This is a genomic window from Natronococcus jeotgali DSM 18795, assembly GCF_000337695.1.
GTDB classification, from domain to species: Archaea; Halobacteriota; Halobacteria; order Halobacteriales; family Natrialbaceae; genus Natronococcus; species Natronococcus jeotgali.
In genome coordinates this window covers 1-23,209 of record NZ_AOIA01000166.1, presented here as the reverse complement: position 1 = coordinate 23,209, position 23,209 = coordinate 1, and the positions used below count along the sequence as shown (strand labels likewise).

Annotated in this window: 21 protein-coding genes; 10 read left to right on the top strand and 11 right to left on the bottom strand. The window is 69.3% G+C overall.

Translation table 11 applies throughout. The features are described 5' to 3' along the window. Positions 1-10: 10 nt before the first annotated feature. The 3 genes from C492_RS20825 to C492_RS20815 all read right to left on the bottom strand — a co-directional run bounded on the left by C492_RS20825 (position 11) and on the right by C492_RS20815 (position 2,891). Positions 11-778, bottom strand: a complete 768-nt coding sequence (locus tag C492_RS20825; protein WP_008427274.1) for a DUF7001 family protein — start codon at positions 776-778, stop codon at positions 11-13. Positions 779-1,020: 242 nt separating this feature from the next. After that, on the bottom strand, positions 1,021-1,911 hold the full coding sequence (locus C492_RS20820; RefSeq protein WP_008427272.1) for an NAD-dependent epimerase/dehydratase family protein: 891 nt from the start codon (positions 1,909-1,911) through the stop codon (positions 1,021-1,023). 50 nt (positions 1,912-1,961) lie between these two features. After that, complete coding sequence (locus C492_RS20815; protein WP_008427270.1) at positions 1,962-2,891, bottom strand: sulfide-dependent adenosine diphosphate thiazole synthase; 930 nt, start codon at positions 2,889-2,891, stop codon at positions 1,962-1,964. A gap of 226 nt (positions 2,892-3,117) precedes the next feature. Here C492_RS20815 and C492_RS20810 point away from each other — a divergent pair, with 226 nt between their 5' ends. Together C492_RS20810 and C492_RS20805 are read left to right on the top strand one after the other, a co-directional pair. Further along, a complete protein-coding gene (locus C492_RS20810; protein WP_049893228.1) occupies positions 3,118-6,942 on the top strand; it encodes a glycoside hydrolase family 97 catalytic domain-containing protein in 3,825 nt (1,274 codons plus the stop codon). Between the two features lie 209 nt (positions 6,943-7,151). Next, complete coding sequence (locus C492_RS20805) at positions 7,152-9,680, top strand: DNA topoisomerase I (RefSeq protein ID WP_008427267.1); 2,529 nt, start codon at positions 7,152-7,154, stop codon at positions 9,678-9,680. 33 nt (positions 9,681-9,713) lie between these two features. On the opposite strand, the gene C492_RS20800 is transcribed toward C492_RS20805, so the two are convergent. Then, a complete protein-coding gene (locus C492_RS20800; protein ID WP_008427265.1) occupies positions 9,714-10,385 on the bottom strand; it encodes a TlpA family protein disulfide reductase in 672 nt (223 codons plus the stop codon). 108 nt (positions 10,386-10,493) lie between these two features. Next, the gene (locus tag C492_RS20795; protein ID WP_008427264.1) at positions 10,494-11,126 is read right to left on the bottom strand and encodes a TlpA family protein disulfide reductase; all 633 of its coding nucleotides are present in this window, start codon (positions 11,124-11,126) and stop codon (positions 10,494-10,496) included. Between the two features lie 278 nt (positions 11,127-11,404). Here C492_RS20795 and C492_RS24805 point away from each other — a divergent pair, with 278 nt between their 5' ends. Both C492_RS24805 and C492_RS20790 read left to right on the top strand, forming a co-directional pair. Continuing rightward, the gene (locus C492_RS24805; protein WP_008427262.1) at positions 11,405-11,551 is read left to right on the top strand and encodes a hypothetical protein; all 147 of its coding nucleotides are present in this window, start codon (positions 11,405-11,407) and stop codon (positions 11,549-11,551) included. A gap of 50 nt (positions 11,552-11,601) precedes the next feature. Further along, on the top strand, positions 11,602-12,276 hold the full coding sequence (locus tag C492_RS20790) for a LysE family translocator (protein WP_008427260.1): 675 nt from the start codon (positions 11,602-11,604) through the stop codon (positions 12,274-12,276). 40 nt (positions 12,277-12,316) lie between these two features. Here the strand turns inward: C492_RS20790 and C492_RS20785 are convergent, their stop codons facing one another. Next, a complete protein-coding gene (locus C492_RS20785) occupies positions 12,317-12,988 on the bottom strand; it encodes an HD domain-containing protein (protein WP_049893227.1) in 672 nt (223 codons plus the stop codon). Positions 12,989-13,218: 230 nt separating this feature from the next. On the opposite strand from C492_RS20785, the gene C492_RS20780 reads away from it, so the two are divergent. From C492_RS20780 to C492_RS20770, 3 genes are read left to right on the top strand one after another with little or no spacing between them, the layout of a single operon-like run. Next, positions 13,219-13,635: a cobalamin B12-binding domain-containing protein gene (locus C492_RS20780; protein WP_008427257.1), complete on the top strand. Its 417-nt coding sequence runs from the start codon at positions 13,219-13,221 to the stop codon at positions 13,633-13,635. Then, positions 13,632-14,702 (top strand): methylmalonyl Co-A mutase-associated GTPase MeaB, encoded by a 1,071-nt coding sequence (gene meaB / locus C492_RS20775; RefSeq protein ID WP_008427255.1) that lies wholly within the window; start codon positions 13,632-13,634, stop codon positions 14,700-14,702. Before C492_RS20780 ends, meaB begins: the two co-directional genes overlap by 4 nt. 46 nt (positions 14,703-14,748) lie before the next feature. Further along, positions 14,749-15,741 carry an alpha/beta fold hydrolase gene (locus C492_RS20770; RefSeq protein ID WP_008427253.1) on the top strand — a complete coding sequence of 331 codons (993 nt, stop codon included), beginning with the start codon at positions 14,749-14,751 and terminating at the stop codon, positions 15,739-15,741. A 12-nt stretch (positions 15,742-15,753) separates the two neighbouring features. Here C492_RS20770 and C492_RS20765 read toward each other — a convergent pair whose 3' ends face one another. The 3 genes from C492_RS20765 to C492_RS20755 form a co-directional block, all read right to left on the bottom strand. Next, the gene (locus tag C492_RS20765; protein ID WP_008427252.1) at positions 15,754-16,608 is read right to left on the bottom strand and encodes an NAD+ synthase; all 855 of its coding nucleotides are present in this window, start codon (positions 16,606-16,608) and stop codon (positions 15,754-15,756) included. A 226-nt stretch (positions 16,609-16,834) separates the two neighbouring features. Further along, complete coding sequence (locus tag C492_RS20760) at positions 16,835-17,227, bottom strand: Zn-ribbon domain-containing OB-fold protein (RefSeq protein WP_008427250.1); 393 nt, start codon at positions 17,225-17,227, stop codon at positions 16,835-16,837. Further along, complete coding sequence (locus C492_RS20755; RefSeq protein ID WP_008427249.1) at positions 17,224-18,390, bottom strand: thiolase domain-containing protein; 1,167 nt, start codon at positions 18,388-18,390, stop codon at positions 17,224-17,226. The genes C492_RS20760 and C492_RS20755 overlap by 4 nt, the downstream gene beginning before the upstream one ends. Positions 18,391-18,556: 166 nt before the next feature. Between C492_RS20755 and C492_RS20750 the strand changes: the two genes are divergently transcribed. Further along, positions 18,557-19,624, top strand: a complete 1,068-nt coding sequence (locus C492_RS20750) for a M42 family metallopeptidase (RefSeq protein WP_008427247.1) — start codon at positions 18,557-18,559, stop codon at positions 19,622-19,624. Between the two features lie 34 nt (positions 19,625-19,658). Here C492_RS20750 and C492_RS20745 read toward each other — a convergent pair whose 3' ends face one another. Together C492_RS20745 and C492_RS20740 are read right to left on the bottom strand one after the other, a co-directional pair. Further along, positions 19,659-20,120: a response regulator gene (locus tag C492_RS20745; RefSeq protein ID WP_008427244.1), complete on the bottom strand. Its 462-nt coding sequence runs from the start codon at positions 20,118-20,120 to the stop codon at positions 19,659-19,661. A gap of 256 nt (positions 20,121-20,376) precedes the next feature. Continuing rightward, positions 20,377-20,898: an SRPBCC family protein gene (locus C492_RS20740; protein ID WP_008427242.1), complete on the bottom strand. Its 522-nt coding sequence runs from the start codon at positions 20,896-20,898 to the stop codon at positions 20,377-20,379. 133 nt (positions 20,899-21,031) lie between these two features. Here C492_RS20740 and C492_RS20735 point away from each other — a divergent pair, with 133 nt between their 5' ends. Both C492_RS20735 and C492_RS20730 read left to right on the top strand, forming a co-directional pair. Then, positions 21,032-21,775, top strand: a complete 744-nt coding sequence (locus tag C492_RS20735; protein WP_008427240.1) for an NAD(P)/FAD-dependent oxidoreductase — start codon at positions 21,032-21,034, stop codon at positions 21,773-21,775. Continuing rightward, positions 21,772-23,209 (top strand): IucA/IucC family protein (locus C492_RS20730; protein ID WP_008427237.1); only part of this gene is annotated, 1,438 nt, incomplete at its 3' end. The genes C492_RS20735 and C492_RS20730, both read left to right, overlap by 4 nt.

Sequence of the window (23,209 nt, the reverse complement as noted above, 5' to 3'; positions counted from 1 at the left end):
CGAGTCCGGCTCACGCCCGGTCGTACCGCCGCGCGTGCTCGCTGCAGAACTCGGGCTCGCGGAGCTGGGCCGCGATCAGGTCCCCGTGGTAGTGGGCGTCGAAGAGCCGACACCCCTCGCGGTCGCAAAACGGCTCGCCCGTCTCGAGGAAGTCGTACGCCTGCAGTGCGTACCCCTTCAGCGCGTCGGTCGTTCGCGGATCGTTCTCGACCAGGAACTCGCCCTCGACGCGGTTCTCGAGGACCTCCCGGGGCGGCGTGTCACCCGACAGCAGCGAGTGGCGCTGCTTCTCCCTGTAGTATTCCTCGGGCTTGGCGGGCGCCTCGTAGAGCCCCGGCACCGACACCAGCGCCGGCTGGCCGAGGACGCTCACCCGCTTGTGCCAGCGCCCGTCGTGGTCGCCCCAGGTACCGATCGCCCGATCGAGGACGGCGACGTGCAGCGTCTCGAGTCCGCGCTCCTCGGGCGGCAAGGCGCCGTTTAACCCCCGCTGGACCCGTCGGCCGTCGTAGAGCACGCCCCCCTCGCGCTCGGGGTGCTCGAGGGCGCGTTCCTCGTAGCGGACCGTCCCCACCATCGTGTTCCCGGTCGCGCGGTCGTACGGCGAGGTGACCCGCGCCTCGGCGAACCGTTCGGCGAGCTCCTCGTCGCGATGGACGTCGAGGAACCGATCTCGGACCGCCACCGACGCCTCGACGCGGTCCTCGAGCCAGTCCGCGATCGCGTCCGCGTCGGCGACCGTCGTCGGTGCCCGATAGAGAAACGCTCGATCGACCATGCATTATCTAGTTGTACCACCGGATGAATCAGTTACGGTCCCGCGGTCGCCCACCGATTGTTGTCGCCGACGCTCGTTCACTACGGCGAACACGTTCCCGCCGGTGTTCTCGAACGAGTCGCTCCGCACCGACGAGGTGACCCCCCTCACGCGGGCGTATCGCGATCGCGGTCGTCCACGACCGTCGAACCGGGCGGTTCAGCCGCCGGTAGCCGTCTCGAGCGGTCGGACTCGCTCTCGCGTCAGCCGTCCAGAAACGACGGATCGCGCGAGGGCTCCTGTTCCGCCTCCCGCCAGGTGTACTCGGGCTCCCAGCCGAGCTCCTTCCGGGCTTTCGCCGTCGTAAACGCCGACTCCTCGCCCTCGAGCGCACAGTCGGCGGGCAGGTCGCCGAACACCGTTTCGATCGTCTCCGCGGTGGGTCGGCCGAGGTAGTTCTCGGCCGCGACCGCGAGGTAGGCCTCGTGGCCCTCGCGGTCGGTCTCGAGGGCGGCCTCGACCAGCGAGGCCAGGTCCCGGACGTCGACGTACGACCAGAAGTTGCCGCTCCGCTCGGCCGTTTCGGGGTCGAACGCCTCGCGAACCTCGGCGAGTTGCCGACTGCCGGGGTAGCTCACCCACGAGGGGCGGATCGAGGTCACGGGGACGTCGAACGCCCGGACCGTCCGTTCGGCGAGCAGTTCGCCGACGAGCTTCGAGGTGCCGTAGGGATCCTCCGGGCGCTTGGGGTGGGCCTCGTCGATCGGCAGGTAGTCCGGCAGCGGGGGCGTCGCCGCGAAGGGCATCCCGTAGGTGCTCTCGCTCGAGGTCCAGACGACCTCCGCGTTCGCCCGTCCGGCGGCCTCGAGGACGTGGTAGGTGCTGAGAACGTTCGTCTCGAAGGTTTCGCCGCCCGAACGGATCCCCATCGCCGGGATTCCCGCGCAGTGGACGACGGCGTCGGGATCGGCGGTATCGATCAACTCCCAGGCGGTTCCCTGGTCGGTTAGATCGCCCGCGAGAAAGGTGGCGTTCTTCCGCTCGCCGGACGGACGTTCGAGGTCGACGCCGAGGACCTCGTGGCCCTCGCCCGCGAGGTGATCGACGATCCAGCTTCCGATACCGCCGGTCGCACCGGTGACGACGACGCGCATGCTCGAGTCGAGTCGGCGGCTGCGAAAAACGGTGTGGATTCCGAACGCGATCAGTCGTCGGCCGTCGTCGCCCGCGAGGTCACGTCGACGGGGTCGGCGTCGACGCCGAGTTCGTCGATGGCCTCCTGGGCTGCGCGCTTGCCCGAGACGAGCATGGCGCCGAACGTCGGCCCCATGCGCGGCAGCCCGTAGGTCGTCGCCGTGGCCATCCCCGTCGCGATCAGCCCGTCGTGGACGAGTCCGGTGTGCTCGACGACGGCGTCCTCGCTCTTGCCGACCCACATCGAGTCGTGGCCGGGCGAGTCGTGGCCGGGCGCGCCGTAGCTGTCGTCGCCGGTCTGGTCCATCCCCGTCGCTCGAGCCTCGGCGTCGCCGATACCGGGCGCGTCGAGGACGCCCCGCTCGTCGAGTTTCTTGACGGCCATCGCGTCGTGGCCCGTCGCGTCGATGACCAGGTCGGCCTCGACGGCGATGGGGTCGACGCAGGTGATCTCGCGGGGCAGCGCGTGGACCGGCGTCCAGTTCATCACGATCCCCGAGACCTTGTGGTCCTCGCGGATGACGATGTCCGTGAACTCGGTCATGTTCTGCATCTTCGCGCCCGCGTCGCAGGCGGCCTTGATCAGCCCCGAACAGGCCTCGGGGCCGTTCGCGACGTAGAGGTCCTCGCTGTCCTGGGACTCCTTGTAGGAGACCTCGAGCTCCTCGAGGATCCCCTGGGCCGGGTCGCGCACGGTGACCTTGTTCATCAGGAACCCGCCGAGCCAGAACCCCCCGCCGAGGTAGTTGTTCTTCTCGACGACCATCGTCTTGATCCCGCGCTCGGAGAGCTCCTTCGCGGCGGTGAGCCCGGAGGGGCCCCCGCCGACGACGATGACGTCCGAGTCCGAGAAGTCCATGAACTCCTCGGTCCACTCCTGGCCGATCGCGCGCGTTACGTCCGCTTCGCCGACGTCGCTGAACTGATCGAACTCGCTCATACAACTAGGTGGTAACATCGAGTAGTGAAAAGCGTACCGGGAGCTGTTCGGGAGCTGATATCCGAGGCTTCGCGCCGGGCGAGGACCTCGCCGCTGACGCGGTCGAACGCCGTAGAACGCCGTTGGGCCGCGAGCGCGGTCGTTTCGCCGACCTCGTCCGTCGCCTCTCGCGCCCCATTCTATCAAGCACCCACATTTATAATAATAGATGAGAAGGGCGAGTACAATGCGTGAGAAACGATCACAACAATCGTTGTTCCCTTCTGACCGACGGGCGTTCCTGACCGGGGCGGCGGGCGCGCTGGCCGCCGCGGCGTACGTCCGGACCGTTCCGGACGAGGCCGCCGCTCGGGTAGCGAACGACGACGACGACCCCGTCCAGCGGGTCACCTCGCCCGACGGATCGATCTCGATCACCGTCGACGCGTCGGACGGCGTCCCCTCCTACGAGATCGCCGTCGACGGGACGACCTCCGTCGAACCCTCGGCGATCGGGTTCGAGTTCCGAAACCAGCCGACGTTCGGCGCCGGCGAGGACGGCGACGGCGTCGACCTCGAGGTCACCGGTACCGAGCGCGAGTCCGCGACCGAAGCGTGGGACCCGGTCTGGGGAGCGTTCGACGAGGTTCGCGCGCCCTACGAATCCCTGGTCGTCGGCCTGACCGAGACGGAGGCCCCGGGTCGGTCGGCGAACCTCGAGATCCGGGCGTTCGACGACGGCGTGGGACTGCGGACGGTCCTCGACGAGAGCTTCGAGGCCAACCAGGAGCGGGCCGTCATCACTTCGGAGCACACCGAGGTCGACTTCGCCGGGGACTACACCGCCTGGTGGATCGACAACGAGGTCACCAACCCCCGGTTCGAACAGGAGTACGCCGAGACGCCCCTCAGCGAGGTTCCGGGCGGTGAACGAGAAACCCGACCGACGGGGACGCCGATGGAACGCGGGGCGCACACGCCCCTTACCGTCAGGACGGACGACGACGCCTACCTGAGCGTTCACGAGGCCGACCTGGAGGACTACGCCGCCGCGACGCTCGCGCCCCGATCCGACGACGGAGGGACGACGTTCGCGACGGAGCTGACGCCGCTGCCGGACGGGACGAAGGCGTCGCTCGAACTGCCGACGGCGACGCCCTGGCGGACGATCCAGATCGGTCGACGGCCCGGCGACCTGATCGAGTCCCAGCTGATTCCGCTGTTGAGCCCCGAACTCGACGAATCGGTCCTTCCGACCGTCGACGGCGAGCCCGACACGAGCTGGATCGAACCCCGGAAGTACGTCGGCATCTGGTGGACCATGATCGCGGGGTCGGCCAACTGGGAGTACCGGTCCGACGAGGAGCTCGCGGACGCCGGCGAGGATCCGGCGGGCTACGTTCACGGCGCCCGAACCGAGCGGATGAAGCGATACATGCGGTTCGCGGATCGAAACGGTATCGATAGCGTCCTCGTCGAGGGGTGGAACCAGGGGTGGGACACTTACCCCGGCGACGGGACCGGCCTCGAGTTCGGCGTCGACGACTCCTATCCCGACTTCGACGTCCGCGAGGTTACCGAGTACGGGCGCTCGCTCGAGAGCGACGTCGAGATGACGATGCACAACGAGACGGCCGGGGCGCTGCCGAACTACGAGGAGCAGATCCTCGAGGACGATATCTTCGCCCAGTACGAGGACGTGGGCATTCACTCGATCAAGAACGGCTACGTCTCCGATCCGGGGCTGGGCATCGACGGCGACGGCTCCGAACCGACCCACAACCAGCACAACCAGCTGGCGGTCAACCACCACCGGCTGGTCATCGAAGCCGCTGCCGCCAACCGCCAGCTCCTCGAGATCCACGAGGGGATCAAGCCGACCGGGGAGCTCCGAACCTATCCGAACGTCGCCAACCGGGAGGTCGTGCGAGCCCAGGAGTTCGACGGCTTCGACCAGCTCAGTTCGACCCTCGACCCGGCCCACCACGTCACGCTGCCGTTCACCCGCAACCTGGCCGGCCCGGTTAGCTTTCAGCCCGGCATCTTCGATCTCACGTTCACCGACGACCGCGGCGATCGGGTCCAGACGACGCGAGCGAAACAGCTCGCGATGTACCCGACGTACCTGAGCGGACTGCAGATGGCCGCCGATCGAATGGAGGCCTACGTCGACGAGGGGCTCGAGGTCGGCGAGTGTCTGCAGGCTGCTTCGGGCGACGTCGACGGCTTCGTCACCCTCGACGAGTGGCGAAACGCCTTCGGAACGAACTACGTCGCCGTCGATCCGAACCGCGTCCCCTCCGGATCGTCCGTTTCGTTCACCGTCCGCGACGTCGACGCGGGCACGTACGACCTCCACCTGCGCTACGCGGCCGACGGCGAGGACAACGCCGAGCGCGTGCTCGAGGCCGGCGCGCCGCGGGCGACGCTTCGGGTCAACGACGAGACGACGACCATCTCGCCCGAGTTCACCGACTACTGGGACCGGTGGGAGGTGTTCACGACTGAGATCGACCTCGCCGAGGGCGACAACGAGGTCGCGATCGAACTCCACTACGACGACTCGGGCGACGCGTTCGGGGGCGACGTCGGCGGGTTCAACCTCAACACGATCGGGGTGAGTGAAGCCGACGAACCGTCCCCGGTTCCGGCCGAGTACGAGGGCTACACGCCCGAGAACGAGAACGTCGACGCGAAACCCGAGTTCGCGTTCCTCGAGTCCGTCCCCGCGGCCGGCTGGGACGAGACGGTCGTCGTCGGCGCCGCCGTCGGCGACTACACCGTCACCGCTCGGCGAGCGGGCGAGGAGTGGTACGTCGGCGCGATGACCGACGAGGCCGGACGCGCGGTCGACGTTCCGCTCGAGTTCCTCGCGCCGGGCGAGTCCGGCGAGGCGGGCCGCGGGAAGGGGCCCCGCGGTCCGAAGTACGTCGCGGAGCTCTACTCGGACGGGATCGGTGGCGGCTACGAAGCCGACCCCGAGGCCGTCAGGATCGACGAGGCGATCGTCGATCCGAGCACGACGATCCTCGCGTCGATGGCCCGCAGCGGCGGGACGGCGATCCGGCTGCGCCCCGCCGAGGGCCGGGAACGCCGCGACCTCCCGACCTACGAGCGTCCGACACAGGACCTCGAGTACGCCATCGACGAGGAGGCGACGCTCGGCGACCCGTTCGTCACGGCGACGGGCGCCAACGACGGCGCGTTCGTCGGCGGGACGACGGTCGCGATCGAGATCGACGGCGACCGCGCGGCCCTCGACAACGTCCGCCTCTCGCCCGGGGCGTCCGACGAGACCGTCGAGTTCGGGTACGCGATCACGACGCCCGGCGACTACGAGGTCGTCCTGCGCGACCCCGATAGCGAACGCGTCCTCGAGTCGGCCACCGTCACCGTTTCGCCCGGCGACCTCGTCGCCGAGTTCGACGATCCGAGCGGGGACGACCACGGCCCCGGCGAGTACGCGTATCCGACCAGCGACGACTTCCGCGAGGGCGCGTTCGACCTGCGGTCGTTCGCCGTCTACGAGACGGAGCGCGAGTACCGCCTCGCGTTCGAGGTCGACGAGCTCTACGACACCTTCGGCGGCGAGTTCTCGCCCCACTACTTCGCGGTCTACCTCCGCGACCCGTCGCTCGAGGGCGGCCGGACGACGGAGCTCGGCGACCTGCAACTCACCGCCGCGTTCGACGCCGAGTGGCACTACCGCGTCGCCGCCAGCGGCTTCGGCTCGTCGGTCGTCGACGCCGCCGGCAACGACCTGGGATCGCCGGACACGCTCGTCGATTTCGACGAGGAGACGGCGATTCTGTCGGTCGAAAAGGCGGCTCTCGGCGGCGGATTCGACCTCGAGAACGCCGAGGTCGTTCCGGTCGTCGGCTCCGAGGACCGCGGCGTCTTCCGGCCGGTCGAACCCGAACGCGGCCCGTTCGTCTTCGGCGGCGCGCGCGAGGGGGCGGTCGAGAACGCCCCGCGGATCGTCGACGTGCTGACGCCGCCCGACGTCGACCAATCGACGGCCCTCGACTACGACGCGGAGTCGACGGCGACGCTCCCGTTCACGCCGCTGTAGCGCGAGCGATCGCGACGCGGAACCCGTTCGTCGCCGGTTCGCCGCGCACACACCTCCCCGCGCGCGAGCGCAAACGCCCGCGTACCGCACGCACACCCGCGCTGGCTGCGGGTTTCGCCGAAAGCGTTATCAGATCCTCAGCCGTACCGGGCGATCATGACCGCGACCGTCGCTCCGGAGCCGTCGCCCGAGCCGCGAGGTGATCGACGGTGGAACTGATAATCACCGAGAAGGACAACGCCGCTCGACGGATCGCCGACATCCTCTCCGGCGGCACCTACGACTCGACTCGCGAGAACGGCGTCAACGTCTACGAGTGGGGCGGCAAGCGCTGCGTGGGGCTGTCGGGCCACGTCGTCGGCGTCGACTTCCCCGCGGAGTACTCGGACTGGCGGGACGTCGAGCCCGTCGAGCTCATCGACGCGGAGGTCGAAAAGACCGCGACGAAAGAGGACATCGTCGCCACCCTGCGGATCCTCGCGCGCCGAGCCGAACGGGTCGCGATCGCGACCGACTACGACCGCGAGGGCGAGCTCATCGGGAAGGAGGCCTACGACATCGTCCGCGAGGTCGACGCGGACGTCCCCATCCGCCGGGTGCGCTTTTCCTCGATCACCGAGAACGAGGTCAAAAGCGCCTTCGAGGAGCCCGACGAGCTCGATTTCGACCTCGCGGCCGCGGGCGAGGCCCGCCAGATCATCGACCTGATCTGGGGCGCTGCGCTCACGCGATTCCTCTCGCTGTCGGCCGGCCAGCTCGGGGACGACTTCATCTCGGTCGGGCGGGTCCAGTCGCCGACGCTGAAGCTGATCGTCGACCGCGAGCGGGAGATCGAGGCGTTCGATCCCGAGACCTACTGGGAGCTGTTCGCCGACCTGAAAAAGAGCGAGGCGCAACGCGCCTCGGAAACGTCGAGCGGTGAGCAACCGCGAGACGACGAGACGACCTTCGAGGCCCAGTACTTCTACCGCGACGAGGACGACAACGAGGCCGAGCGCGTCTGGGAGGAAGCCCAGGCCGACGAGGTCTACGAGACCCTCTCGAGTCGCGACGCGGCGACGGTCGTCGACGTCAACCGCCGCACCCGGACCGACGCCCCGCCCGCCCCGTTCAACACGACCCAGTTCATCCGCGCGGCCAGCGCGATCGGCTACTCGGCCAAGCGGGCGATGTCGATCGCCGAGGACCTCTACACCGCCGGCTACATCACCTACCCCCGAACCGACAACACCGTCTACCCCGACGACCTCGATCCCGAGGAGCTGCTCGAGGCGTTCGTCGACCACTCGGAGCTGGGCGACGCCGCCGACGCCCTGCTCGAGGCCGACGAGATCCGCCCGACGGAGGGCGACGAGGAGACGACCGACCACCCGCCGATCCATCCGACGGGTGAGATCCCGACCCGCGGCGGAGACGTCGACGACGACGAGTGGGAGCTCTACGAACTGGTCGTCCGCCGGTTCTACGCGACCGTCGCCGACCCCGCGGAGTGGGAGCACCTCAAGGTCGTCGCCGAGGTCGACGACGCCCGCCTGAAGGCAAACGGCAAGCGTCTGGTCGAGCCGGGCTACCACGACGTCTACCCCTACTTCAACACCTCGGAGAACTACGTCCCCGACGTCGAGACCGACGAGAAGCTGGCGATCGAGGACGTCGAACTCGAGGAAAAGGAGACCCAGCCGCCCCGCCGGTACGGCCAGTCGCGGCTGATCGAGACCATGGAGGATCTGGGGCTGGGAACGAAGTCGACCCGCCACAATACCCTCGAGAAACTGTACGATCGGGGCTACATCGAGAGCGATCCGCCCCGTCCGACCAGACTGGCGATGGCGGTCGTCGACGCCGCCGAGAACTACGCCGACCGGGTCGTCAGCGAGGGGATGACCGCCCAGCTCGAGGCCGACATGGACGCCATCGCCTCCGGCGAGGCCGACCTCGAGGACGTGACCGACGACTCCCGGGAGATGCTCGAGGAGATCTTCGCGAACCTCGCGGATTCGCGCGAGGAGATCGGCGACCACCTCCGGAAGTCGCTCAAAGACGACAAGCGGCTGGGTCCCTGTCCCGACTGCGGCGAGGACCTGCTCGTGCGCCAGAGCCGCCACGGCTCCTACTTCATCGGCTGCGACGGCTACCCCGACTGCGAGTACACGCTGCCGCTGCCCTCGACGGGCAAACCGCTGATCATGGACGCGGAGTGCGACGAGCACGGGCTCAACGAGGTGAAGATGCTCGCGGGCCGTCAGACGTTCGTCCACGGCTGTCCGCTGTGTAAGGCCGAGGACGCCGGGGAGGGCCCCGTTCTGGGCGAGTGTCCGGACTGCGGCGCCGAACACGGCGGGGAGCTCGCGATCAAGACCCTCCGGAACGGCTCCCGGCTCGTGGGCTGTACGCGCTATCCCGACTGCGAGTACTCGCTGCCCCTGCCCCGCCGCGGCGAGATCGAGGTCACCGACGAGCGCTGCGACGACCACGCCCTCCCCGAACTCGTGGTCCACAGCGGCGACGAGCCCTGGGAGCTCGGCTGTCCGATCTGTAACTACCGGGAGTTCCAGGCCCGCGAGAACGGCTCCGCCCTCGAGAGCCTCGAGGGCGTCGGGGCCAAGACCGCCGCGAAACTCGAGGACGCGGGCATCGAGAGCCTCGAGGACCTGACCGACGCCGACCCCGACGCGGTCGCCGACGACGTCGACGGCGTCAGCGCCGACCGCGTCCGCAGCTGGCAGGCCGAGGCGTAGCCCCGGCTCGCTTCGCTCGACCGCTCGAGGCGATCAGTTCGCGCCGTCGGAGCCGTTTTCCGCGGTCCCGTCGGCGCCGGGTTCGCCCGCTCCGTCCGTCCCGTTTTCGGCGGATTCGTTTTCCGCGTCGGCCGTCGCCTCGAGCGCGTCCTCGACCGCCGAGACGATCCGGCTGCCGTCGGTGATCCCCGTGTCCCGCCAGTGTTCCTCGCCGTCGGGGTCGATGACGATCGTGACGGGGTAGCCGACCGCGGCGTACTCGTGCATCGGGTCGGCGGCGTCGTAGCTCAGGTAGCCGTTCCCGCCGTGGGTCTCCCACCACTCGCGGAGCTCGTCGGGCGGAATCTGTTCCCTGGAGTCGTAGGTCAGCGACAGGAAGCTGACCGCATCGCCGTGATCGTCCCGGAGTTGGGCCCTGGCGTCGGCGACCCGTCCCGTCTGGGCCTGGCAGTTGCCACAGCCGTTGACGAAGAACATGAGCACCATGACGTTCTCGGAGGGGACGGTCATCGTTCCCGCCTCGCTCCCCCGGGCCTCGATCGTCTCGACCTCCATCGGCCACTCCTCGACCTCGTCCTCAGTCTCGTCGCCGTCCGCGGCGGCCGTACCGCCGTCGATCGACGGGAGGCCGTAGCGCACGACCGACCCCGCGCCCGCGAGCGCGCCGAGACTGCCGATCCCGGCGACGACGTCGCGTCGTCTCACCGGGCGGTCACCCCTCGAGAGCGAGCGCGGCCCGCGATCGGTCGACGGACGCGATCCGAGTTCATACGCCTCCCTACGGGTCGGACCGAAAAGGGTTCTCCGGTTCGATCAGTCCGCCGACTCGTTCGCGCCGTCGTCCTCGGTTCGGGGAGCCGGCGTCTCGGGCTCGGCCTCGAGCGCGCGCTCGATCCCGTCGACCATGTTGCTCGAGCCGGTGCCGCCGGTGTCGCGCCAGTGGGCCTCGCCGTCGGCGTCGAGGGCCAGCACCGTCGGAAACCCGCTGACCTCGTAGTGGTCGTTGATCGATCCGTCCTCGTCGATGCCGATCGTCCACTCGCCGCCGTGTTCGACCCACCACTCGCCCAGCTCCTCCGGCGTGGGGTCGGGACCAGATCGGGGGTCGACCAGCGAGACGAACCGGACGTCGCCGTCCGGGCCGACCTCGTACCGCGACTCGAGTTCGGCTCTGGCGTCGCCGATCGTTCCGATCAGCCCCTCACTGGTGGGACACAGCGTCCGCGTCGGGTTGAGAAACGTCACCTGCCCCGCGCCCGGAACGGTCGCCGCGCCGTCCTCGCTGCCCGGCGCGTCGACCGTCCGCAACTCGAACGGGGGTGACGCGGCGTCTCCGTTCGGCGCCGCGTCGCCGTCGCTCTCGCCGCCGTTCTCGCCGCCGTCGAGACAGCCGACGAGCGCGCTCGTACAGCCGAGCGCGAGCAGGGGGCGCCGTTTCACTCCCATCGGTCCCCCGTCCGATTCCGTCGGTCGATGCCGGCCGTCGGCGCGCGGTTGCGACGTCTAGCCATACCGTCCGTACCACGCCGACGACAAAGAACCGAGGGGCGGTCGGTTCGCGTCGGCGAGACCCAACCGCTGATAATGGCCAGTAGAAATAACCCGCTGCGGGCGAACGTCGAACCGAGTGCCGACTCGAGCCCGATTCCAGCCATGATACGCGATCCCACGACGCGCTCGAGGCCACCTCCGCGGCGACCGCCCGCGCCGGAACGGGGGCGACGATGACCCGAGACGGACCGGACGCGGCGTCGACGCTTCCCGACTGTCCCGTCTGCGGGCGGCCGATCGCGACGGTGACTCTGACCGGACCGACCGACGGAGTGGTTTCGCCGTGCGGTTGTCGGATCGTTCCCGTCGCCCTCGAGTAAGCGTCGAACGCGACGCTTTTCACGGTCGGCCGCGGATTCGAGACCAGACCGTGTCAGTTGCAACCGTACTCGCCGGGGTCGTCTTCGGCATCGCGCTCGCGGCGCCCCCCGGCCCGATGAACGCGATTATCGCCGAGGAGAGCGTCGTCCGCGGGTGGACGGCCGGGTTCCGCGCGGGACTGGGCGCGATGCTGGCCGACGTCCTCTTTTTCGTCCTGACGCTGGCCGGGGTCGTCGCGGTGATCGATCGCTACCCGCTGGCCCGTCCCGTCCTCTACCTGTTCGGCGGGGTGCTCATGTGTTACTTCGCCGTCGGCGCGGTGCGGGAGGCCCGGGCCGCGAACTCCTTTACCGACGGCGGCCGCGGGGCCTCGACCGGATTCCGCAAGACGTTCGCGCTGTCGCTGACCAACCCCTACCAGATCGGATTCTGGCTCACCGCCGGCGTCGGCCTGTTGCGGCCGGGGACGCTGGACGTGCTCGCGCACGTCCCGGCCGTCGGCGCCGCGCTCGAGGGAGCGCTCGTCGTCGAGACCGGGTCGCCGGCGCTGCTCGTCGGCTTCTTCGGCGGGATCGCGCTCTGGATCGTCGCCTACCCGGCCGGGCTGGCGTCGGCCGGACGGCGCGTCGACGCGCTGGCGCCGATCGTCGCCGCGGGCAGCGCGCTGGTCCTGGCGGGCTTTGGCGTCGTCTTCCTCGCGGTGGGGGCGGCGGGTATCGTCTGACTCGCGACGCGCGAAACGCTGTCCGGCGGTCGCCGCCGTCTCAGCCCATCGCCGCGATCTCGTCCTCGAGCCACTCGCGGAACCACTTGACGCGCTTGAGCCGCTGGTGGGCGATCCCCTCGGCGGTGTCGCTCTGTACCCGCGAGGCGGCGTCGTACCCGCGCTCGAGGACGCGGTCGACCATCTCGTCGGTGTCCATGTGGGTCCGGGCCTCGTAGCCCATCCGCAACAGCATGAGTGCGGTGCCGTTGGCGCCGATCTTGTCGAGCAGGTCGGCCTCGATGAGACACTGGGTCTCGAGGGAGAGGTCGGTCAGGTCGCCCTGGTAGGCGTGTTGCTCGACGGCGCGACACACCTGGTCGATAAACGAGTCGGGGAACTCCGCGCGGGACTCGAGGTACTCCCGGGCGACGCGGGCGCCGGCTTCGGGGTGGAGATCCTGGTCGGTCTCGAGTTTGGCGACGTCGTGAAAGACCGCGGCGACGCGGGTGATGTCGACGTCGGCACCCTCCTTGCGCGCGATCTCCTCGGCGAGGTCGACGACGTTGAGGATGTGGTTGTGCCGGTACTCCGCGGAGTGCCAGGGGTACCAGCGCATCCGACCGCCCTCCTCTTCTTTCTCGACGCTGGCGGCGAGGTACTCGAAGACGAACTCCCGCATCTCCTCGAACTCGGCGTCGGTTACTCTGGTTTCTTTTATTTCAACGCCCATGAGAGATCCCTCCGCAATAGATGTACGATAGTCATTGGGTGAATGTAAGCCGGTTTCGCTCTTAGGCCTTTGGTTTCGAATGCTAATTGTTCCCACGGCCTCGGATTCCGTCGCGCTCGGCGTCGACCCGGCGGTCCGATTTTCGAGCCGCGCGAGTCGCTCGCGTGTGGGCGGCGAAATCTGCAGGAACTTCCGTTAAAGTCAAACAGTCGGATCGGGAAGGTGAGGGTATGAGCAGCGAACAGGAGCAGGAGTCGATCCGGTGTCTGGTTGCGAAGGTCGGCCTCGACGGTCACGACCGCGGCGCGCACGTGATCGCACGCGCGTTCCGCGACGCCGGGTTCGAGGTGATCTACTCGGGGCTGCACAAGGCCCCCGAGGAGATCGTCCAGGCGGCGGTCCAGGAGGACGTCGACGTGCTGGGGATCTCGATCCTCTCGGGCGCCCACGACACGCTCGTCCCGAAGATCATGGACGGCCTCGAGGAGTACGGCGCCGCGGAGGACACCCTCGTGCTCGTCGGCGGCGTGATCCCCGAGGAGGACCGCCCCGAACTCGAAACGCAGGGCGTCTCGGCCATCTTCGGTCCCGGGACGTCGATCGAAGAGACCATCGAGTTCGTCCGCGAGAACGCGCCCGACCGATGAACGACGACGACGAGACGCTGCTGGCGGAGCTGCTCGAGGGGAGACACCGGGCGCTGGCGCGGGTCATCTCGCGGATCGAGAACCGCTCGCCGGGCTACCGGGAGCTGATCTCCGAGCTGTACGCCCACACGGGCGAGGCCGAGGTGATCGGAATCACCGGCAGCCCCGGCGCGGGGAAGTCGACGCTGGTCGACAAGCTCGCCGAGACCTACCGCGAGCGCGGCGAGACCGTCGGGGTCATCGCCATCGATCCGTCCTCGCCGTTTACGGGCGGGGCGGTGCTCGGCGATCGCATCCGGATGGCCTCGACGGTCGGCGACATGGACGTCTTCGTGCGCTCGATGAGCGCCCGCGGCACCCTGGGCGGGCTCTCGACGGCGACGGCGGACGCCGTCAAGGCGATGGACGCCTTCGGGAAGGACAAGATCATCATCGAGACCGTCGGCGCCGGACAAAACGAGATCGACATCGTCCGCACCGCCGACACGGTCGCCGTGCTCGTTCCCCCGGGATCGGGCGACGACGTCCAGACGCTGAAGGCGGGCATCTTAGAGATCGCGGACGTCTTCGTCGTCAACAAGGCCGACCGTCCGGGCGCCGACCGCACCGTCCAGGAGCTCCGGGAGATGATCGAACTCGACTCCGGAGGCGGGTTCGGCGGCGGCCACCACGGTCCCGACTCGGGAGCCGACGGCGGCGGCTCCGCGGTGGCGACCCAGGAATCCCGCGAGGGCGCCACCGAGTGGACCCCGCCGATCGTCGAGACCGTCGCCACCGACGGCACGGGCGTCGACGACTTCATCGACGAGCTCGCGGCCCACCGGGAGTTCCTCGTCGGTTCGGGCGCCAGCGCGGAGAAGGCCCGCCAGCGCTACGCCGAGGAGATCCGAACGCTGCTCCGGGAGGACGTCCACGCGATGCTCGAGGACGAGCTCGAGGACGCCGGCGGGATCGACGAGCTGGCGGCCGCGGTCGCCGACGGCGAGACCGACCCCTACACGATCGCCGACGAGGTGCTCGCGCCGGTCGCGGACTGTCTCGAGGAGCTCGAGACCCGGAACCCGTAGCCGTGCCGACCGCAGGTCTAAGGCGTTCGCCGCGGTACGGGTCCCTATGCGAATCCGAACAGTTCTCGGAGGTCTCCTCGGCACCGTCGGGGCGGCCGCGCTCGGGAATCGGCTCTTGAAACGCCGCGCCAGCGAGTTCGACCACCGGCTCGCCGGGATCGAGCGCACCTACCGCTGGCGCGGGATGGAGGCGAGCTACACCGTCGCCGGCGACCCCGACGACGAGGAGATGTTGCTGCTCCACGGGATCCACGCCGGCGCCAGCAGCTACGAGTTCGAGCCGATCGTCGAACGGCTGGCCGAGAACTACCGCGTCGTCGCGGTCGACCTGCCCGGATTCGGGCGCTCGGAGCGCCCGCCGCTGGTCTACTCCGCGGGACTGTACGCCGACTTCATCCGCGATTTCGCGGCCGACGTCACCGACGAGCCGATCGTCGTCGCGTCCTCGCTGACCGGGGCCTTCGCCGTCGACGCCGCCGACGAGAGCGAGTTCGCCCACCTCGTCCTGATCGGACCGACCGCCGATACCGGCGACGAGCGACCGTGGCTGCGCACCCTGATCCGCTCGCCCGTGGTCGGGACGACCCTCTTTAACCTGCTGGCGAGCAAGCCCTCGATCCGGTACTTCTACGACCGGGACGGCTACTACGACCCCGACCGAATCGACGAGGAGGAGGTCGAGTACGCCTGGACGAGCGCCCACCAGCCCGGCGCCCGCTACGCGCCCGCCTCCTTCGCCTCGGGGACGCTCGACCCCGACTTCGACCTCCAGACCGAACTCGCCGCCCTCGAGACGCCGACCACGCTCGTCTGGGGACGGGACGCCGAGCTCGTCCCGCTGCGGGAGGGACGAACCCTCGCCGACGCGGCGGACCTGGACCTGGTCGTCATCGACTACGCGACCCAGCTCCCCCACGCCGAACACCCCGAGAAGTTCGTCGAGTACCTGACGACCGAGCTGCTCGAGGGCGAACTCGGCGTCGACGCCGACGTCGGCTCGAGCTCCGGGGTCGGTTCGGACTCCGATCTCGAGACGTAACCCGCGGTCGGCTCAGAACAGCGGCTCCGGTTCCGCCGGCGGCGTCCGCTTGTGGGCGCTTTCCTCGTGGAACTCCTGGATGCGCTCGACCGCCTCGACCGAGGTGTCGGTCAGTCGGGCCGTCACCGACGCGGGAAGGTTGCCGTCGACGTAGAACGCGAGGACGGCGTCGAGCGTGTCGTAGCTCATGCCCATCTCCTCCTCGTCGGTGCCGTAGTCGACCATTCCCCCGGTCGGCGTCTTCTGGACGACCGACTCGTCGACGCCCAGGTGGGCCGCGACCTGTCGGACCTGCTGTTTGTAGAGGTTGGCAAGCGGGTTACAGTCGACGCCGCCGTCGCCGTACTTCGTCACGTACCCGGTCGCGAGTTCGGCGCGGTTCCCGGTGCCGAGTACGATCCGGTTCTCGCGGTTGGCCAGCAGGTAGATCAGCGTCATCCGGACGCGGGCGCTGGTGTTGCCGACGTAGCGGCCCTCCCACTCGTCCTCGGAGGGGTTCTCGGTCTCGGCGTCGCCCTGCGCTAGGACTTCCTCCATGATCGAGTCGATCCCGATCACGTCGTAGTCGATGCCCAGCTCCTCGGCGACGCGCTCGGCGTCGCTCATGTTCGCGTCCTCGTTGACCTCCTTGGGGAGGAGCACGCCGTGGACGTTGTCGGCGCCAAGCGCCTCGACGGCGAGGTAGGCCGTCGCCGTGCTGTCGATGCCGCCCGAGAGGGCGATCTCCGCGCCGTCGGCGTCCATCGCGTCGACGCGGTCCCGGATGAACTCGAGCAGGTGATCGACCTGCTCCTCCATCTCGTCCTCCGAAAACCGGAGGTCTACGGGGTTGATCTCGTCCTGTGTCTGCTCGTAGCGGTCTTCCATGTGAGTACCGAATACCCGGTCGTGTGACTGAAAAGCTATGCGCTTTCGCTCTCAGATCAGGGGCTGATCTTCCCGATTTCGGGCGAACTATCACCAGCAACCTCGACCCGCCGGCCGGTCGGTGCTCGCGCCGGTAGCCGACGACCCGCACCCGAGAGCGACCGTCCATTCCGTCGCGGCGCGAGGAGAGAGTCCGAGTCGGCCGCGTCTCGGAGTGCCGAACGCCTCAGACCGGGCCGAATCCGAGGACGCGCTCGCCGGTCGTCTCCGAGACCGCGATCTCGAGTTCGACCTCGAGTCCGGTTTCGACGGTCTCGAGGTCGAACTCGACGACCTGGCCGGTGAGTCGGACGGGACCGAAGGCGGCGACGGCCGTCGCGTAGGGGGCGTCCTCCTCGAAGGCGGGCGTCGGGACGTGGGTGACGGTGAACGTCTCGATCTCGCCGCTGTCGGGCAGGGCGGTCTCCTCGAGATCGGTCGCGCCGCAGTCCGGACAGACCCGGCGGGGCGGCAGCGAGGCGTGGCCCTCCGGACACTCGAGACAGTAGGCCGCGTCCTCCTCGGCGGCGTCGAGCCACTCGTCGAAGCCGGCGTCTTGCACGTCGTCAGCGTCGCTCATCGGTCCACCTCCAGGACGTGAACGGTCGCGCTGGCGACCGTTCCGCCCGCGTTGTGCGCGACGCCGGTCGTCGCGTCGGAGACGAACTCGCTGTTGGGGTGGTCACCCGCGAGCAGGTCGGCGAGCTCGGCGATCTGGGAGACGCCGGTCGCGCCGACGGGGTGGCCCTTGGCCTTCAGCCCGCCGGAGAGGTTGATCGGCGTCTCGCCGTCGGCCGTGGTTCGACCGTCCCGGGCCGCCGAGATCCCCTCGCCGACCGGCTCGAGGTCGAGCGCCTCGAGCGCCAGCACCTCCGCGATCGTAAAGCAGTCGTGGACTTCGGCGACGTCGACGTCGGCCGCGTCGACGCCCGCGTCGGCGTAGGCCTCTGCGCCGGCCTCGCGGGCGGCGGGCGAGCGGGCGAGGTACTCGCGGTCGTGTAAGGCCATCCGGTCGCCGCCCTGTCCCGTCCCCGAGATCGAGACCGGGGCGTCGAGGCCGTGCTCCTCGGCGTAGTCCTCGCTGACCAGCACGGCCGCGGCGGCGCCGTCGGAGATCGGACAGGAGTCGTACAGTCCGAGCGGCTCCGAAACTGGAGGTGCCTCGAGCACGTCCTCGATCTCGATCGCGCTCTGGTACTGGGCCTTCTCGTTGGTCAGCGCGTTCTCGTGGTTTTTCATCGCAACGTGGGCCAGGTCCTCGTGCTCGCCGCCGTACTCGTCGAAGTACGCCTGGGCCATCAGCGCGTAGGCGCCGGGGAAGGTCATGCCCGCCCGTACTTCCCAGAGGTCGTCGGCCGCGATCGCCAGGGCCTCGGTCGCGCCCGCGGTGCCGAGGTTGGTCATCCGTTCGGCGCCTCCGACGAGGACGACGTCGTCCTCGCCGTTTCGGATCCGCATGACGGCGTCGCGAACGGCGGTCCCGCTCGAGGCACACGCCGACTCGTAGCGGGTCGCCGGCGCCTGCACGCCCGCGGCCTCGGCCATCAGCGGGCCGTGGTGGCCCTGGTGTTCAGAGAGCTCCCCCATGAAGTTGCCGTACAACAGCGCGTCGACGTCCGCTCTGGGAACGTCGGCGTCCTCGAAGGCGGCGATAGTCGCCTCGGCGAAGAGGTCCCGGCTCGTCCGCTCGGGACTGTGGCCGAACGCAGTCAGACCGGCACCTGCGACACGTACGTCAGACATACACACCCCTTGTAGACCGATCGGTTAATACCCCGCGGTTAATATCTCAACGTCGACGGCGCGGGAGCGTCGAAACGGGAGATTTACTCCGCTCCGAGTTCAAATTCGACGCCGTGCGTCGAGCGGTTTCCACGCGCTTATCACCGATTCGGTCGCACGTTCGAGCATGGGTTCCGTTCCGTTCGACACCGAACTTCTCGAGGAACTGACCGAGACCAGCGGCGTCCCCGGCTACGAGGACCGCGTGCGCGAACTCGTCGTCGAGGAACTGGAAGACAGCGTCGATCGCGTCCGAACCGACGCGATGGGCAACGTGGTGGGAACGCTCGAGGGGGAGTCGGAGTACTCGGTCGCCGTCGCGGCCCACATGGACGAGATCGGTTTCATGGTCCGGAACGTCCGCGGCGAGGACGGGGAGTTCGGCTTCGTCGAACTCGACGCGCTCGGCGGGTGGGACGCCCGCGTCCTCAAGGCCCAGCGGGTGACGATCCACACCGACGACGGCGACGTACCGGGCGTGATCGGCTCCCCGCCGCCCCACACCCTGGACGAGGAGGAACGGGAGAAGACCCCCGAGGTCGAGGACGTCGCCGTCGACGTCGGCCTCCCCTACGAGGAGGCCGACGAGCGGATCTCGCGGGGCGATCTGGTCACGATGGACCAGACCACCGAACGCGTCGGCGAGACGATCACGGGGAAGGCCTTAGACGACCGTGTCTGTCTGTTCGCGATGCTCGAGGCCGCGCGCCGGCTCGAGGCTCCCGACGCGACGATTCACTTCTGTGCGACGGTTCAGGAAGAGGTCGGGCTGCGGGGCGCCAACGCCCTGGGCGTCGACGTCGATCCCGACCTCGCGGTCGCGCTCGACGTCACCGTCGCCAACGACCTCCCCGGGTTCGACGACGGCGACCACGTCACGGCGCTGGGCGAGGGAACCGCGATCAAGCTCAAGGACTCGAGCGTGATCACGAACCCGAAGGTCCACCGCCGGATGCGGGCTGTCGCCGAGGAACGCGACATCGACCACCAGCTCGAGATCTTGCCCGCGGGCGGCACCGACACCGCGGGCTTCCAGAACACCGCCGGCGCGAAACCCGTCGGCGCCATCTCGGTCCCGACGCGCTATCTGCACACCGTCACCGAGACCGCCCACGTCGACGACGTCGCGGCGACGATCGACCTCCTCGAGGCGTTCCTCGAGACCGAGGACGGCGACCACGAGTACGCCCTTTGAGACGGACCGTCTCGGTCCCGGAACCGCCGTTCGTTCACTCCGGGAGCTGCGCGAGCGAGAACCAGAACGTCTCGATCAGCTCGACACGCTCGACGAGTTCGTCGGGATCGATCGGTTTCGTCAGGTACGCGTTGGCGCCGGCGGCGTAGGCCCGCCGGACGTCCCCCTCCTCGTTCGAACTCGAGAGCACGATGATCGGGATTCGGCTGTGCTCCGGATCGGTCTTGAGCTCGTTCAACACCTCGTGGCCGTCCGTGTGCGGAAGGTTCAGGTCCAGTAAGACCAGATCGGGCTGGGGGGAATCGGCGTGTTCGCCGCGTCGGTAGACGAACTCGATGGCCTCGTCGCCGTTAGTGACGACGTGGAGCCGGTGTGGAATGTCGGTGACGGCGAGCGCTTCCTGAAGCAAGCGAACGTCTCCGGGGTTGTCCTCGACCAACAGGATATCGACCTCCTCGGGGGAGGCGGTGCGTTCCGAGGTTCCGTCGTCGGTCATCGCTCCTCGAGTGCGGGCGGCGAGTTCGCGGCGGTTGCCGACAGCGTTTCGGGTGAAATACGCAGCACGTCCGACGTCGGCCGTCGCTCGCTTGCTCGTCCCATACTCGAGCGAAGCGGACCGGTCTCCCAGAGTATGCGGGCTACCTATGTAACGTCTTTATCTGTCCTTGCGGGCTTCGAAACGCACTCCGGGATCGTCGTCGGGCTTTCGACGCCTCCGAACCCGCAGTGGACGCCCGGCGTATTCGGCGCGGTCAGGGCATCTCGTGGACCGTAAGCTCCACGTCGCGTCGCCGGCCCTCGATGTCGGCGACCAGCCGCTCGACGACGGTCTCGGCCTCGTCGAGCAGTTTGGGTTCGACCTTCCGGACGACCCAGTCAAGCGAGACGAACCGGGGCAGTGCGAGCGCGTTCTCGTCGGCCGAGTGGGGATCGTAGGCTGCGTCGAAGTAGATCCGGCTGGCGGCTTCGGCCCCGGCGGGCGCCGATTCGGGTTCGGGTTCGACGCGCCACTCGCCGCGGGCGTCGACGTCGTTGAGCAGGTGCCACTGCAGCGACTCGGGCGCCTCGATCGCCGTCACCTTCGATCGGGCGGTGTAGTTGAGCTTCCACCAGGCGAGCTCGAGGTCGTAGACCGAGCCGACGTCGCCGTCGCCGCGGACGTGCACCTCCCGCAGGTGGTCGGTGTACCGCGGGTAGTCGACGAACGACCGGACGTACGGGAACACCTCCTCCGGGGGGCGGTACGCGACCGTGCTGAGCAGGATCCTGTCCACGGGCTGGCTAAGACGGGGATCGGTAGTAAGGATTCCCATTCGGGGGATCGCGCGTCGCGACCGACCGCGCCGGAGTCCGGCGGCCGAGGACTGCGTGGCAATCTTCTATACGCCGGGGAGACAACGCCGACCCATGCGAGACGTCTGTATCGTCGGCGGGGGCGTCGCCGGCCTCGCCGCGTCGATCCTTACCGCCCGCGCGGGACTGGACACCCTCGTCGTCGACGGGGGCGAGTCGATCCTCGCGCGCAACGCCAGCCTCGAAAACTACCCCGGATTTCCGGACGGGATCGACGCCCGTCGGTACCTCCAGCTCACCCGCGAACAGGCCCGGAACGCGGGCGCGACCTTCGAACTCGGCCGAGTGACGAGCGTCGAACCCGTCGCGGAGGACGACCTCGAGGCGGGGTTCGTCCTCGAAACCGACGGCGGGGAGCCCCTCGAGGCCCGACGGGTGATCGCGGCCTCCTGGGCCGACAGCGACTACCTCGTTCCCCTGGACGTCGGTCGGATCCAGCGCGGGAACAAACACTTCGTCAGCGTCGACGAGGGCGGCCGAACCGCCGTCGATGGCGTCTACGCGGCGGGCCGGATCGCCGGCGAGCCCCACCAGGCCATCGTCGCGGCCGGCCACGGCGCGAAGGTCGGTTTCGCGGTGATCCACGACGCCGACGTCAACTTCTACCAGGACTGGGTCGTCCCCGAGGGCTACTTCACGGGGCGAGGCCGCGAGGTGCCGCCGGGCTGCGAGGAGATCGACGACGAGGAACGGCGGCGACGCGACGAGCGGGCCCGGGAGACGATGCTCGAGGCGCTGTCGGAGCCGCTGGCGGAGCGCCCGACGATGCACCCGAGCGTCGAGCGGGACCGATCGTGAGCTCCCGTCCCCGTCGGGTCGACGGCGAGCCGATACGCCTTCGAACGAGCGCGGAGCGGGAGGCCCTCGGCGCCGCGACCGCGTACGCGCGAACGCACGAGCACGACCTCGGGACGCCGGCGGAGGCGGCGTACCTCGAGGCGCTTCCGGACGCGCGCCGGGAGATCTGCCGCCGGCTCGTTCGCGGGCTGCTTCGCGGGCGTCCGGCGGGACTTCCCGACGCCGCGTTCGTCGATCCGGCGAACCCCGCCGTTCCCGACGCGCCGGCGCCCCTCGAGGCGCTGACCGGGGATCGGCTCCGGTCGCTCGTCGACCCCGACGGCTGTCGTCGCCTCGCGGTGCTCCCGTTTCCGTCCTCGGAGACCGCGCTGATCGCGCCGATCGCGGCGAGACACGGCTACGACCGGTTTCGGTTCGTCGGCCCGACGTACCGGTGGTCCTCGACGGCTGCGGGACGGGACGGCGAGAACGGCGGGAGACTCGCCCATCCCGTCGACCTCGTCCCGTTGCTCTCCGGCGAGGACGCGTTCGCCGACGCCGACCAGGCCGAGCGGATCCGCGCCGAGCTCGCGGAGAGCGTCGCCAACCTCGCGCTGGCGCGGCTGGCGACGCCCGTCCTCGCGGGGGAGATCGACCGGCGGGTCGATCCCGCGGTCGAGTCGCCGCTCGAGGCCCTCGCGAGGGGCGTCCCGAGCGCCGACGCCGCGACCGCCTTCGAGCGGATCGTCACCGACGGCCACCCGTTCCATCCCGCCGGCAAGATCCGACGCGGGATGACCGCCGCCGACGGGCTGGCGTACGCGCCCGAGTTCGCCGAGCGGATCGATCTGCGGTTCGTCGGCGTCGACCGGGAGTACGCCCTCGAGACCCGCGCGCAAGCGTCGGAGAGCGAGCGCGGTCGGCTGACCGACCGCCTGTACGCGACGTTCGACGGTCTCGAAGGCGCGCTCGAGCGCGCCGTTCCCGCGGGGCGGGCCGGCGAGGAGTACGCCGTCGTCCCCGTCCACCCGATGCAGTTCCACCGGACGATCCCGGACCGCTACGCCGACCCGATCGAGGACGGACGGGTCGTCCCGATTCCCGACTACGCGACGCCGGCGACGCCGCAGCTCAACCTCCGGACGGTCGTCCCCTACGCGACCGATCGCACCGCCGACGGCCCGCTGCCCCACCTCAAGCTCGCGATCCCCGTCCAGACCACCAACGTCGTGCGAACCCTCTCGCCCCACGCCGTGACGAACGGCCCGCAGGTGACCGACGTCGTTCGCGCGATCGAGCGCCGGGAGTCCCTCGAGGAGCTGGGGCTGCTCGCCGAGCCGGCGGCGACCTGCTACTACCCGCCCGGCGGCCCCCACCCCGAGGGCGAGGCGTTCGACGACGCGCGTCACCTCTCCGGGCTGGTGCGACAGCTGTCTCTTATACACATCTCTGATG

Excerpts from the sequence above, each read along its gene's own strand:
- C492_RS20825 (WP_008427274.1), bottom strand. The coding sequence starts at position 778 with ATGGTCGATCGAGCGTTTCTCTATCGGGCACCGACGACGGTCGCCGAC.
- C492_RS20820 (WP_008427272.1), bottom strand. The coding sequence starts at position 1,911 with ATGCGCGTCGTCGTCACCGGTGCGACCGGCGGTATCGGAAGCTGGATC.
- C492_RS20815 (WP_008427270.1), bottom strand. The coding sequence starts at position 2,891 with ATGAGCGAGTTCGATCAGTTCAGCGACGTCGGCGAAGCGGACGTAACG.
- C492_RS20810 (WP_049893228.1), top strand. The coding sequence starts at position 3,118 with ATGCGTGAGAAACGATCACAACAATCGTTGTTCCCTTCTGACCGACGG.
- C492_RS20795 (WP_008427264.1), bottom strand. The coding sequence starts at position 11,126 with ATGGGAGTGAAACGGCGCCCCCTGCTCGCGCTCGGCTGTACGAGCGCG.
- C492_RS24805 (WP_008427262.1), top strand. The coding sequence starts at position 11,405 with ATGACCCGAGACGGACCGGACGCGGCGTCGACGCTTCCCGACTGTCCC.
- C492_RS20785 (WP_049893227.1), bottom strand. The coding sequence starts at position 12,988 with ATGGGCGTTGAAATAAAAGAAACCAGAGTAACCGACGCCGAGTTCGAG.
- C492_RS20780 (WP_008427257.1), top strand. The coding sequence starts at position 13,219 with ATGAGCAGCGAACAGGAGCAGGAGTCGATCCGGTGTCTGGTTGCGAAG.
- meaB (WP_008427255.1), top strand. The coding sequence starts at position 13,632 with ATGAACGACGACGACGAGACGCTGCTGGCGGAGCTGCTCGAGGGGAGA.
- C492_RS20770 (WP_008427253.1), top strand. The coding sequence starts at position 14,749 with ATGCGAATCCGAACAGTTCTCGGAGGTCTCCTCGGCACCGTCGGGGCG.
- C492_RS20765 (WP_008427252.1), bottom strand. The coding sequence starts at position 16,608 with ATGGAAGACCGCTACGAGCAGACACAGGACGAGATCAACCCCGTAGAC.
- C492_RS20760 (WP_008427250.1), bottom strand. The coding sequence starts at position 17,227 with ATGAGCGACGCTGACGACGTGCAAGACGCCGGCTTCGACGAGTGGCTC.
- C492_RS20755 (WP_008427249.1), bottom strand. The coding sequence starts at position 18,390 with ATGTCTGACGTACGTGTCGCAGGTGCCGGTCTGACTGCGTTCGGCCAC.
- C492_RS20750 (WP_008427247.1), top strand. The coding sequence starts at position 18,557 with ATGGGTTCCGTTCCGTTCGACACCGAACTTCTCGAGGAACTGACCGAG.
- C492_RS20745 (WP_008427244.1), bottom strand. The coding sequence starts at position 20,120 with ATGACCGACGACGGAACCTCGGAACGCACCGCCTCCCCCGAGGAGGTC.
- C492_RS20735 (WP_008427240.1), top strand. The coding sequence starts at position 21,032 with ATGCGAGACGTCTGTATCGTCGGCGGGGGCGTCGCCGGCCTCGCCGCG.